Origin of the sequence: Rhizobium sp. AN73 (assembly GCF_030757975.1) — a bacterium.
GTDB lineage: Bacteria > Pseudomonadota > Alphaproteobacteria > Rhizobiales > Rhizobiaceae > Agrobacterium > Agrobacterium arsenijevicii.
Genome location: NZ_JARWME010000001.1, coordinates 1,129,345 through 1,142,248, shown reverse-complemented (window position 1 = coordinate 1,142,248; position 12,904 = coordinate 1,129,345). Strand labels below are relative to the sequence as shown.

The window sequence follows — 12,904 nt, the reverse complement described above, 5'->3', positions numbered from 1 at the left end:
CCAGTCCTGTCCGGCTGCGTAAGCGACAACTACCCCTATGATCGACGACACGATTATCCATATTCCCGGGATTTCTATGGGACACCGGAGCAACGCGACCGTGCGCGAGAGACTTGGCAGCGCGAGAAAGCACGGCGTGACGAAATTGAACGCCGAGACGAGGCCGCATATCGGGAAGCCAGGGATCATCGCCGGTTTTGTCGAAATTCCCCGTCGTCAATGTTTTGCAGATACGACTAGCGAATTCGATACTCACGCATGAATTGTACGCCTATTCATCCGATGTCATTGAATCTCTAATTTTGCAGCCAAAACCATGCCTTGCTGAATGGTCAGGCATCTTCATTGCGGTCCGAGTTTCGACCGCGGTGCTCATCTTTTCCACATCCTGGTGCACGCCTGGTGCGATCGTCACACGTCGCAATCTAATCGAATATATTGCCTTGGTTTGGGCCTGTTTTTGACATCGCCAAGTTATTTCGGTCGTCCATAATCCTCCAGATGAAGGAGACGACAATGTCCAAAGCCGAATTGACAATCGAAGACGTTCTCAGTGACCCGCTTATCCGCCAGGTGATGCATGCCGACGGCGTATCCTCCCGGCAACTTCGGCGTCTGTTGCACGATGCACGCGAGAAGCAGGCGACCCCAAGTCAACAGGACGGGCCAAGGCCTTCCTGCACAAGTGTTTCTTTGGCCATGACAGAGAGAACTCGATGGTGCCCATCGCGGAGAAGTGCTGCATCGCAACAAAACATAATCTGAAAAGACACTCTGCAACAAACCCATGCGCCATAGTCGAGTGCATGAGCAAGGCCGGGCCAATCGGCGCGAACTTCGCTCTGCACATTTGACATAGGGACATTGACATGCAGTTCAGATTTTTGGCCTTTGCAGCGCTTGCGCTATCTTCCGCCGCTCCCGTTCTAGCCGCTGATCTCGTTTACGAACAACCTGCGCCTCCAAGTGAACAGCAGGTCTACTCCGCTTATGACTGGTCTGGTTTTTATCTCGGCGCACAGGGCGGATATAACTGGAATCAGGCCACCGTTCTTGGTTCTGACATCGATCTCGACGGCGGCTCATTCGGCGCCCATGCCGGATACAATTTCCAACATGGAAACATCGTTTTTGGTATCGAAAACGACTTCAACTACAATTTTGAAGACGGCAGCGACGCAACTGTTGAATGGGATGCATCGGGCCGAGGCCGCGTCGGCTATGCCTGGGACAGGACCTTGTTCTTCGCGACGGCAGGTGTTGCTGCGGCAGGCGTCAAAGTCGACGTTGCGGGAGCTGGCAAGAAGGACGACATTCTCATCGGCTGGACAGCAGGTGGTGGTGTAGAGCACGCCTTTACTGACAACATCCTGGTGCGTGGCGAATATCGCTATTCGGACTTCGGGAGCAAAGACTTCGGCTCGAGCGTTGGAGATTTCGGTGCCACACAGCACAAGGTCCTGTTCGGCGCCAGCTACAAGTTCTGATCAGTAGCAATCCGGTCACTCGATAGCTGGTTTTTAGGCTGCCACCCTTGCTGTTGCCCCCAGCGAGGGCTGGCAGTCCCGCAGTATGGGCTCCGGTCATGATCGGCGTGTATTTGCTCCCGCCCATATAGGCCTCCCACCTCAAAATCAGGAAAGAAGGGGTCTACAAATCTAGGGGCTACTCAGCATCCCGCGCCTTTATGGAGCGACAGAGAAGATCGCCCTCACCGCCCCAGCGTCTGCTTGATGCCGGTAATACCACGTCGTAGAAATGGATCCGTATGGATGTAGAAGAACTGCACGCCACGATCACGCCAGTGCGGAATCTCTTCTAGTGTCGCAAGGGTGCCGGCGATCTTTCCTGCCGCGCGTATCTTGTCCACGGCAACGGCAACCTTGTCCATCACCACATCAGGGCGCGGTTCACCGAATGGGGGAGCGGGCGGGTATCCCATGTCCTGCGATAGATCGCCGGGGCCGATGAAGAAGACGTCGATTCCCTCTACCGTCAACATTTCGTCGAGCGCGTCGATTGCATCGACCGTCTCGATCATGGCGATCACCAGCCGTTTCTCATAGTCGGACGGCAAGGCGTAACGCACCGCATCGACAATCGCACGCGCCTCGTCGGCATTGCCGATCATGGGGACCATGATCCCGTCGGCACCGGCATTGAGATAACGGATGATGATCGGCCGTTCGTGCGAATGCGGCCGGACGATTGCAGCACCACCCACAGAGCGCACCACCTGTCCGGTTGCACGCACATCCTCGAAGCTCCATGTACCATGTTCGCAATCGACGAAGACCGCATCCGCGCCGAGCTCCACCAGCCGGGCGGAAAGACCTGAATGTGTATGGTGCGGCGTTAACATGCTGATAGCGTCACCCGCCGCAAGACGGGCGCGCAGCTTTGCTCCATTCATGGAAGTCTCTCCCTTACTTCTTGTTCGGCATATCCGGCGTATCGTCCGGTGCCCCTACCCAGCGCGCGACGTCGATATCCTTTGAGGTATCGCGCATATGGGTTGGGCAGATGTGCAGTTCCGGAATGACCGCGCTACTGCTAAGGCTGGCGCAAAGTACGATCGCGCGCGCCACGTCATGCGGGTCCATCATCACGGCGCGTTCTTCCTCGAGAGGTGGACGCGCACGATTGTTCATGATCGGCGTGTCGGTCTCGCCCGGCAGGATGGTCGTCGCCCGGATACCCTGGTTGCGGTAGGTATTGTGCAGGAAGGTCATGAAATTCTTCACGCCCGCCTTCGCCGCACCATAGGCTACACCGCCCAGCAGGTTGGGATTGACAGCGGCGAGCGACGAGACGGTGATGATGGTCCCCTCACCCTTCGCTATCATCTCCGGCAGCACGGCCTGCGTCAGATTGAACACCGCCGTCAGATTGACGTTGATGGTAGCGTTCCACTCTTCCTCGCTGATGAAGCGGGCGTTGAGTACCTTGCTGGCGGAACCGGCATTGTTCACGAGGATATCAATTGGACCGACTGCCTCCCCGATCGACTTGACCGTGTCGAAGATCGCCTCGCGCGAAGCAATGTCCAGCGTGCGGGCGATGGCCTTGCCCTTCTTCTTTTCGATCAGCTCCGCGACTTCCCGCAGCGGATCGAGGCGGCGGCCGGTCAACACGACCGTTGCTCCTTCTTTCGCCAGCAGGATTGCGGTTTCGCGGCCGATGCCCGAGCCAGCACCGGTTACCAGCGCGATCTTTCCGTTCAGCAGTCCCATCATCGTCTCCTATTCGGCTGCGGCAGCAATGGCGCCAGAATAGCCGAAGATTTCCTTCGCCGCCTTCGAGGTTACCAGGCCTTCGGAAATATCCTGCTCGATCAATTCGCGCGAGCGTTCGGCGGCACGGCCCCAACCGCCGCCGCCGGGCGTCTGGACCTCAAGACGTTCGCCCGTCTGAAGAACCACCTTGCCCTTCGGGAAATGCGATTTCCCTTCCTTCATCACCTTGCCGGCGGAACCGCTCTGGCCTTCCACCACGCCAAAGCATGGGTGGCGGACGCGTTCCGATGCGAGATAGATGTTCATCGGGTTCTTGCCGAGATTGCGCAAAACGACGCGCTGGCCGAGGCCGCCGCGATGTTTGCCGGCACCGCCGGAATCGGCGATCAATTCCTTGCGTTCCGTCAGTACCGGAACGGCGACCTCGAACATTTCAACGGCCGTGACCTTGCAGTTGGACGGGAAGCTCAGCGTATCCAGCCCGTCGAATTCGGCGCGCGCGCCCTGCCCGCCGTGAAAATTCTGCACGGAGGCATATTGTGTTCCATCGTTGCGCTGGCCGACGCAATTGGCAGCCCAGATCGGTGCGCCGCCGCTATCGCCCAGCACCTTTTCCGGCACGATTCCTTCCAGCGCCTTGAAGATCAGCGAGGGAATGACGTGGCCAATGAGATTGCGCGAATTGCCCGCCGTCCATTCCTGCGGATTGAGAATGCAGCCGAGCGGCGCCTCGTCGGTGATCGGAACGATGCAGCCCTCGTTATTTGGGGTCTCGGCATCAAGCAGGCATTTCAATGCGTAGACCGAATGGGCGTAACGGTAGTTGGTGCGGCAGTTGATCGAATGCAGCACCTGATCCGACGTCCCCGTATAGTCCACATGGATGGAATCGTCCCTGACGATAACAGATGCTTTCAGTTTGACGTCGACGTCGTAACCGTCGAGCAGGACCTCGGCGGAATAGGTACCGTTCGGCCATTCGCGGATTGCCTTGCGGGTCTGCGCCTCGGAGCGGGTGTGGATGGCGTCGGCAAGTCCGTCGACATCGTCCAGCCCGTATTCATCGAGGAATTTTACCAATTCACGGCCCATGACATTGTTGGCGGCGATCATTGATTCCAGATCACCGCGCACTTCCGTGGGAAGACGGACGGAGGCTGCGATGATGTCGAATACGTCCTCGTTCGGGACACCCGCCTTGAGCAGCTTGACGATGGGAAAGCGGATGCCTTCCGCGAAAATGTCGCTGGCTTCCGAATGCAGCGGCGCACCGCCAATGTCGGGAAGGTGGGCGATCGATCCCGCATAGGCGACGACCTTGCCGTTCTTGAAGATCGGCGTGATCATCGTCACGTCAGGCAAATGGCCGGTTCCGATTTCGGGATCGTTGGTAGCCAGAACATCGCCTTCTTCGAGCTTTTCAACCGGAAACTTCGGCAGGAAATATTTTTGCGCAGCCGCAGGCAGAGAGGTGATGAAGACCGGGATCGACCAGGTGCATTGCGCAAGCGCCCTGCCCTTGCTGTCGAGAAGAACGGTGACGTAGTCATGGTTCTCACGCACGATCGGCGAAAACGCCGTCTTGCCAAGCACGTTATCGGCCTGATCGGCGATAAAGATCAGGCGGTTCCACATAACCTGAAGGTTGATCGGATCGTTGAAATCGGTTGCGGGTTTCGACATCTGACTGCCCCTTAGAGAATGTTGATCACGAGATTGCCGTGGGCATCGACGTGGAAGGTGCCGCTCGGCCCGACAACAGCTGTCGATTCACGCTGCTCGACGATGGCAGGCCCCTTGACCTCATGGCCGACCGGCAGCTTGTAGTGGTCGTAGACCGAGGTCTCGACATAGCCGCTCGCTTCCTGGAAATAGACTTGGCGGCTGCCTTTTCTGGCTTCGGCAACGACAGTTTCATGTGGCCGGGTGACCTGATCCTTCTCGCCGCTGGCGCGCAGACGCCAGGTGATGACTTCCAGCGGTGCTGCGACGGTGCGGCCGAACAATTCGCGGTAGAGCTTGAAGAAGCTGCTACGCAATTCTGCGAGGAAGGCTTCTTTCGACAGGCTGCGGTCAGGAAGCACCACCGTTATCTCGTGGCCCTGCCCCACATGGCGCATATCCACAGTATAACGATTGGTGATCGTGTCCTTGGGAATGCCCGCCGCCGAAACGACCTCAGCGCCCTGGGCGGAAAGATCGTCGAGCAGACGGTTCATCGCATCGATATCCCAGGCATCAATCGCCATCGGGTGGCTTGCGGAGAGATCAACGGCAACGGGCGCGATCAACAGGCCGATGGCGGAGCTGACGCCGGCGCCTGTCGGGCAGATGATGCGCGAGATGCCGAGCTTGCGGGCGATACCATAGGCATGCACCGGACCTGCGCCGCCGAAGGCGACCATCGGCAACGAACGCGGATCGACGCCAAGGTCGGTTGCATGCATGGCGGCGGCCTTGCTCATGGATTCATTGACGAGATCGTGGATGCCCCAGGCGCAACGCTCGACCGATACATCGAGCGAGACGGCTAGCTTGGACATCGCCTCATGTGCAGCGTCCTTTGAAACCTTGAACGAGCCGCCGACGAAGGATTCCGTTCCCATGTAACCGAGAAGGATGTCGGCATCTGTTACCGTCGGCTCTGTTCCGCCGCGCTGGTATGCTGCCGGTCCCGGCATTGCACCGGCGGAATGCGGCCCGACATCGAGAAGGCCGAGCGGGTTCTTCGCCGCGATGGAACCGCCGCCGGCGCCGATCTCGATCATCTGGATCGACTGTATTTTCAGCGGAAAACCGGAGCCCTTGCGGAAACGCTGGTAGTGCGCAACTTCGAGATCGGTGCCGACATTCGGCTCGCCATCCGGAATGAGGCAGAGCTTGGCGGTGGTGCCGCCCATATCGAAGGAGAGAACGCTCGCCTCGCCCGCCGTTCGGCCGAATTCGGCGGCGGCCACTGCACCCGCTGCGGGACCGGATTCGATCAGGCGGACGGGAAGCTCGGCCGCGCGGCTGCTCGGGACAAGCCCGCCAGAAGACGTCATCCAGAGAACCTGCCGGTCGATGCCCCTGTTGGCAAACTCCTTTTGCAGATGGGCGACGTGTCCTGACATTTGCGGGCGGGTATAGGCATTGACAACGGTCGTCGAGGCACGGTCGAATTCGCGCATTTCCGGGCAGACCTCGGAAGACAGCGAAACGAAGAGGTCAGGGTCTTCTTCGCGCAGAAGTGCGGCGACACGCTGCTCGTGCTGCGGATACTTGTAGGCATGCAGCAGGCAGACCGCCACCGAGCGGATGCCCTTCTGCTTAAGCCGTCCCGCGATCTCGCGGACGGTCTCCTCCTTGAGTTCCGTCATGACCTCGCCGTCGGCGGCGATACGTTCCTCGGCGCCGAAGCTGTTGGCGCGGGTAACCAGCGGATCGGGATATTTGATGTTCAGGTCATAGAGGTCGTAGCGTCCCTCGTTGCGGATACGCAGCATGTCCTGGAAGCCGTCTGTGGTGACGAAACCGGTTTCCACGCCTTTCCGTTCAAGCACGGCATTGGTGACGACGGTGGTTGCGCCAAGCACCTGCAGGTTCTCGATTGCGATCGCAGCCGCATGCTTTTCGAGCAGTTCGGACACGCCCTGGACAACGGCTTCGGCCGGATTTCTCGGCGTGCTCAGGACTTTATGGAGGTGGAGTTCGCCGCTGTCGTCCAGAAGCGCGAAATCGGTAAAGGTACCGCCAGTATCGAAAGCCAGTTTTGCCATTGTTTCCCTCGAGCGACCATGCAGCGTCTTTTGCTGCTTTGTGGACCCAGAGGTTGGGCCCGTTCACTGATGGGAAATTGTAACGTTCGGCCGGCCTTTACCAACACAACCTCGGTCTGCCGCCATAGGGTTTGCTTATAGCGAATTCACACGGCACGAATGCCCGGATGATGCCCGCTCTTCAGCTTCGTGACGATTTCGAGAAGCACGGAACGCGCCGCCAGCGCCGGTTCGGAAAGCGGCATGTGATCGGAGACACAAAGCGAAACCGTGGCATCGATGACAGGGGTCGTGAGAGGATGCAGCTGCGCACCTCTGAAGCTGGATGTTTCCAGAACCACCGAGGCCGGAAGGATCGTCGAACCGAGGCCGTCCAATACCGCAGCCCCGAGCGCTGGCACGGATTCCAGCTCTGAAATGACCTCCGGCTTCGCGCGCGCCCGTGCCAGTCCTTCATCAATGAGCCGGCGAAGGAAATGCGCCTTGCTTGGCAGCAGCATCGGACGACCATCGAGCACAGAGAGTGGAAGCGGCTGACCGGGTTCGGCGGGCAACACCATGTCAGTGGGCGAGACAAGGAACATCTCTTCGCGGAACAGCGGTTCCAGCGTCACGCCCTTGATGGGATCGGAAGTGTAAATGAGTGCCATGTCCATCTTGCCGGTCATGATCAGCTCGCTGAGGATATGGCCGAAGCTGTCGTTGATATGGACCGTGATGGCAGGAAATCGCGCCCTCATCTCCTTGATAAGCGGCAGCGACAGCGCACTCGACGAGGAATATGTCGCAAGCCCGATGGAAACGCGACCGGAGATCGAACGCGCGGAGCGGTCAATGTCGGTCTGCGCCTGCTCGATCTGCTTCAGCATGATCTGCGCATGGCGGTATAGGATCATCCCGGCTTCCGTTGGCGTGATACCGACATTGCTCCGCAACAGAAGCTGGTGGTTGAAGTGCTGTTCCAGCGATGCGATCTGCTGCGACAGCGCCGGCTGCGCCACACGAAGGATGCCGGCGGCACGCGAAACGCTGCCGGTATCGACGATCTTGACGAAGCTTTTGAGTTTTTTGAAGTCGACGCTCATCGGTTCCCACTCTTTGCGGAAACCCTAGCGTATCAGCGCAGAAACAGGAATCTATTTCTGCAAGGACGATGCGTAATTTCAATGGGATAGGGCGCTTTTCCGTTCATTCGAACACCAAGCGTTGCGGGACGCGCAAGAGAAGTGGACAGCTCCTTCTGCGCGCCCGATCGATTTGTTAGCGCAGCGCTTCCACCGCACGCTTGATGCGGTTGCAGGCATCCTCAAGCACTTCCATGGAGGTGGCAAAGGAGATGCGGAAATAGGGCGAAAGCCCGTAGGCTGCGCCCTGAAGAGCCGCCACACCGACGCTGTCGAGAAGATAGAGGACAAAATCGAGATCGTTTTCGATCACCTTGCCCTGCGCAGTCTTCTTGCCGATCACGCCGGCGCAGCTCGGATAGAGGTAGAATGCCCCGTCCGGAACCATACAGGAGAGGCCGGTGATCGCATTCAGACGCTCACAGGCGTAGTCGCGCCGCTTTTTGTAGACCGCAACGCTTTCCGTCACGAATGTCTGGTCGCCTGAAAGCGCATGTGCGGCGGCGGCCTGGCTAACGGATGATGGGCAGGATGACATCTGCGATTGCAATTTGTTGATGGCGGCAATGAGCGCGGCAGGCCCTGCCCCGTAACCGATCCGCCATCCCGTCATGGCATAGGACTTGGAAACGCCGTTGGTCAGTAGCACCCGATCCTTCAGTTCCGGAACGACGGCAACGAGGGTCTTCATCGGCTCATCCTTGAACCAGACCTGATCGTAAATATCGTCGGACAGAACCATGACATGGGGATGCCGCAACAGTACGTCGCCAAGCGCCTTCAGCTCCGCCTCGGTATAGGCCGCACCCGTCGGGTTTGACGGCGCGTTGAGGATCAGCCACATCGTCTTCGGAGTGATCGCCGCCTCAAGCGCTTCGGCTGTCAGTTTGAACCCCGTTTCCTCCGGGCATGCGACGATGACAGGCGTGCCGTCATTGGCGATGACCATATCGGGGTAAGACACCCAGTAGGGAGCCGGGATGATGACTTCAGCACCATTTTCCACGCTTGCCATCAGCGCCAGAAACAGGATCTGCTTGGCACCGCCACCAACGCAGATTTCACTATCGCCATAGGTGATGCCGAGACGCTTCTGAAAGTCGCCGATGATCGCCTTGCGAAGTGCCGGCGTGCCGTTGACCGAGGTGTATTTGGTCTCTCCCCGGTCGATGGCGGCATGCGCCGCAGCCTTGACCGCCTCCGGTGTATCGAAGTCCGGTTCGCCCACCGTCAGGTCGGCGATATCGCGACCGGCAGCCTTCAGTTCCCGGGCGCGGGCCGCAGCCGCCGTGCTCGGCGATACCTTTATTCTCGACACGCGTGATGCAGGCACAAAAGTGCTCATGGGATTTCCTCGTCTAGATCTATCGTTATGGGCTTGTCAGTGCGCGGCTTCGAGTTCGCCACGCATCTTTCCGGTCAGGAACAGTTCGCCGAGTTCGTCATGGGTGATATCCGCCGGCTTGCCGTCCCAGATCACCTTGCCGAGACGGAGGATGACCGCACGTTGCGCCACCTCCATGGCCTTCTTGGTGTTCTGCTCGACCAGCAGGATTGTCATGCCGTTCGCATGCAGGCGCAGGAGTTCATCGAACACGATGCCGATTGCGGCCGGCGACAGACCGACCGAGGGCTCGTCGACCAGTAGCACTTTCGGCCGCTGCAGAACCGCCATCGCCACTTCGAGCAATTGCTGCTCGCCACCGGACATGTTGCCTGCAAGCGTCGAGCGCCGTGTCTTCAGGATCGGGAAAAGGTCGTAGACATAATCCCTGTCCGCCTTCACCTTGGCGTCGCGGATGGTATAGGCGGCCATTTGCAGGTTTTCATCGACAGTCATGACCGGGAAGTTGCAACGGCCCTGCGGCACGAAGGATATTCCCTCGCCCAGAATGGCGCGCGACGACAATCCGGCAATGTTCTTGCCGCGCCAGTCGATGCCGCCTTCCTTGATGGTGGTCATGCCGTAAAGCGTCTTGAGCAGGGTGGACTTGCCCGCGCCATTCGGCCCCATGAGGGCCACGAATTGCCCGCCCGGCACATCCAGATCGACGCCGTTGAGGATATCGAGATTGCCGTAACCCGCGCGCAGGCTCTTGATGGAAAGATTGCTGTTAGCCTCCAAGATAGGCCTCCCTCACACGCTGGTCCTTGATAATATCATGCGGCAGCCCCTCGACCAGTTTCGTTCCCTGATCGAGCACGACGACACGCTGGCAGATGCTGGTGACGACATCGATATTGTGTTCGATGACGAGGAAGCTGACGCCAAGCGATTTGTTCGCATATTGGATTGTCTCCACCACGCGCTCGATGATCTTCGGATTGATGCCCGCCATCGGCTCGTCCAGCAGGATGAGCTTCGGTTCCGGCATAAGCATCGAAGCAAACTGAATGAGCTTCTGCTGGCCGCCGGAAAGATTGCCGGCGGGCTGGTGGCGAACATCCCACAGCCCCGCCATCTTGATCAGTTCGCGTGCACGCTCCCTGAGCCCGGCCACGCGGCGGCGCGACATGCCGCCGAGACCGAATGTCGACAACAGCGAGGGAAAGGTGAACATCTGGCCCGCGATGACAAGGTTCTCCTCGACATCGAGCGCCTTGAAGGTGACCGTCTTCTGGAAAGAGCGCAGCATACGGCCTTCGCGGGCGATGCGGTTGAGCGACCAGCCGGTGATATCCTGTCCGTCCAGGATCACCTTGCCGGTGTCCGGCCTCGCAAGTCCGGTGCTGCAATCGAAGAAGGTGGACTTGCCGGAGCCGTTCGGGCCGATCAGCCCGGCAATCTCGCCGCGATTGATGTGCATGCTGACATCGTTGACCGCCTTGACCGCACCATAGGACTTGCTGAGGTTCTTTATCTCGAGGATGGGAAGATGAGCCGTCATTTCGAGCCTCCGATCGCGTTCCAGAAGCGATTGATCAGGGGGGCGAAACCCTTCTTAAACCAGAAGACGAGAACGAGAAGGCAGAAGCCATAAGCGATCATCCGCACTTCAGGAGCAACGCGGAGCGCCTCGGTCAGTCCGACGAAGAGCAGGCTGCCGAATACGGTTCCCGAGATCATGCCCGCGCCGCCGCCGAGAACGATGATCAGCATCGTCGTTGAATAATACATCTGGAAAGTCAGCGGGCTGACCACCGTCAGATAATGGGCGTAAAGGCAGCCCCCGACCCCGGCAAAAACGGCGCTGAGCATGAAGACGATCAGCTTATAGCGCCATGTCGGGACGCCGAGGGATTCCGCCAGCGTCTCGTTTTCGCGGATGGCGACCATGTTGCGGCCCGCAGGTGAGCGGACGATTGCCCATGCTGCAAGCGTACCCAGCACACAGATGGCGAGCGCCAGATAATAAAAATTGGTGGTTCCACTGACGGTAAAGGAAAGCGGGCCAAGTTCGAAATAGGGTTTTGGGATGCCGGAGAGGCCCATGTCGCCACGGGTCAACGAGATCCAGTTCTTGGCAATCGCCTGGCCGATAATGACGAAACCGAGCGTACACATGACGAAGGACGTTGAACGAAGACGCAACGCCGGAATGCCGAGCGGCAGGGCAATCGCGCCGGTAACGAGGCCGGAGGCGATGAGGTTCACGTAAAACGGCGCCTCGAAATGCACCGCCAGCAGGCCGGCCGTATAGGCTCCGATGCCGAAGAATGCCGCCTGAGCCAGTGATAGCAGACCGGTATAGCCTACCAGCAGGTTGAGCCCGTGCGCCGGCAACATAAAGATGAGCGCGATGATGAGCGAGTGCGTGACGTAGCGCGTGCCGATGAAGGGTGCGGCAAGTGCGACGATAATCAGGACGGCGGCGAGCGGAATGCGCAGATCGCGGCGGCGTGCCTGGGGAACGGTGTCTGTGAGAGACATGTCTAGTCCTCAAAATTCGAGAAAATTCGGCGGGCGGCTTTAGAAGCGCGCCTGCGTCGAAAACAGGCCGTGCGGACGCCACATCAGCATCAGGATCAGCGTTGCGAAACCAACGGTGTCGCGGAATTGCAGCCCGACATAGGTGGCGACGAGGCTTTCGGCGATGCCGAGGATCATGGCCGCAAAGAAGGTTCCCCGCACATTTCCAAGACCGCCCATGATGATGATCGGCAGGGTCTTGAAGGTAATGAGTTCACCCATGCCGCCATAGACACTGACATTGACCGGAGCGGTCAGAACGCCCGAGAGTGCAGCGAGCGCCGCTCCGAGGACGAAGGTCCGCAACACAACCTGGGACACATCAATACCGACCACGCCGCAGCATTCGACGTTCTGCGAGACCGCCCGCATCGCCATGCCGAGACGGCTGTAGGTGACCATCAGTTCAAGGCCAACGAAGACAATCAGACACACGGCCAAAATGATGATGCGCTGCTGCGCCAGCGTGAAGCCGAAGATGGAAATCGGCTCGATATAACCGCCGGCGAAAAACTTGTAGCCGCCGCCAAAGACGAAAATCACAGCGTTCTGCAGGATCAGCGCGATGCCGAGGGTGGCGAGAACGCCGGACTCCGCCGGCGCTCCCACCATTCTGCGCATCACGAGCTGGCCGACCACATAGGCCACGACCACGGTGGAGAGAACACCGACGACAATCGAGGCTTCATAGGAAAGGCCGAGATAATCGACGGCAAACCACGCCCCGAAGGTTCCGAGCATGTAATATTCGCCATGAGCGAAGTTGATGGCTCTCAGCACTCCGAAAATCATGGTCATGCCGACGGCGACGATCGCGTAGACGGAACCTGTGACGATCCCGTTTACGACTTGCTCGAGAATTGTCGAGAACATGGC

Annotated in this window: 11 protein-coding genes; 1 reads left to right on the top strand and 10 read right to left on the bottom strand. The window is 59.0% G+C overall.

Translation table 11 applies throughout. The features are described 5' to 3' along the window. Positions 1–869 precede the first annotated feature (869 nt). Complete coding sequence (locus RBH10_RS05025; RefSeq protein WP_281038751.1) at positions 870–1,487, top strand: outer membrane protein; 618 nt, start codon at positions 870–872, stop codon at positions 1,485–1,487. Between the two features lie 224 nt (positions 1,488–1,711). Here the strand turns inward: RBH10_RS05025 and RBH10_RS05020 are convergent, their stop codons facing one another. The 10 genes from RBH10_RS05020 to RBH10_RS04975 all read right to left on the bottom strand — a co-directional run bounded on the left by RBH10_RS05020 (position 1,712) and on the right by RBH10_RS04975 (position 12,901). Further along, on the bottom strand, positions 1,712–2,413 hold the full coding sequence (locus RBH10_RS05020) for an HpcH/HpaI aldolase/citrate lyase family protein (RefSeq protein WP_281038750.1): 702 nt from the start codon (positions 2,411–2,413) through the stop codon (positions 1,712–1,714). Positions 2,414–2,426: 13 nt separating this feature from the next. Beyond that, on the bottom strand, positions 2,427–3,233 hold the full coding sequence (locus RBH10_RS05015) for an SDR family oxidoreductase (protein WP_281038749.1): 807 nt from the start codon (positions 3,231–3,233) through the stop codon (positions 2,427–2,429). Between the two features lie 9 nt (positions 3,234–3,242). Beyond that, on the bottom strand, positions 3,243–4,919 hold the full coding sequence (locus tag RBH10_RS05010) for a hydantoinase B/oxoprolinase family protein (protein WP_281038748.1): 1,677 nt from the start codon (positions 4,917–4,919) through the stop codon (positions 3,243–3,245). A gap of 11 nt (positions 4,920–4,930) precedes the next feature. Beyond that, positions 4,931–6,994, bottom strand: coding sequence for a hydantoinase/oxoprolinase family protein (locus tag RBH10_RS05005; protein WP_281038747.1), 2,064 nt, complete (start codon positions 6,992–6,994; stop codon positions 4,931–4,933). Between the two features lie 146 nt (positions 6,995–7,140). After that, positions 7,141–8,079 (bottom strand): nitrogen assimilation transcriptional regulator NAC, encoded by a 939-nt coding sequence (gene nac / locus RBH10_RS05000; RefSeq protein WP_281038746.1) that lies wholly within the window; start codon positions 8,077–8,079, stop codon positions 7,141–7,143. Positions 8,080–8,254: 175 nt separating this feature from the next. After that, positions 8,255–9,463: an aspartate transaminase gene (locus RBH10_RS04995; protein WP_281038745.1), complete on the bottom strand. Its 1,209-nt coding sequence runs from the start codon at positions 9,461–9,463 to the stop codon at positions 8,255–8,257. Between the two features lie 36 nt (positions 9,464–9,499). Then, complete coding sequence (locus tag RBH10_RS04990; protein WP_281038744.1) at positions 9,500–10,243, bottom strand: ABC transporter ATP-binding protein; 744 nt, start codon at positions 10,241–10,243, stop codon at positions 9,500–9,502. Next, complete coding sequence (locus RBH10_RS04985) at positions 10,233–11,006, bottom strand: ABC transporter ATP-binding protein (protein ID WP_035217348.1); 774 nt, start codon at positions 11,004–11,006, stop codon at positions 10,233–10,235. The genes RBH10_RS04990 and RBH10_RS04985 overlap by 11 nt, the downstream gene beginning before the upstream one ends. After that, on the bottom strand, positions 11,003–11,989 hold the full coding sequence (locus tag RBH10_RS04980; protein WP_281038743.1) for a branched-chain amino acid ABC transporter permease: 987 nt from the start codon (positions 11,987–11,989) through the stop codon (positions 11,003–11,005). Before RBH10_RS04980 ends, RBH10_RS04985 begins: the two co-directional genes overlap by 4 nt. 39 nt (positions 11,990–12,028) lie before the next feature. Next, positions 12,029–12,901, bottom strand: a complete 873-nt coding sequence (locus tag RBH10_RS04975) for a branched-chain amino acid ABC transporter permease (protein ID WP_281038742.1) — start codon at positions 12,899–12,901, stop codon at positions 12,029–12,031. Positions 12,902–12,904 lie beyond the last annotated feature (3 nt).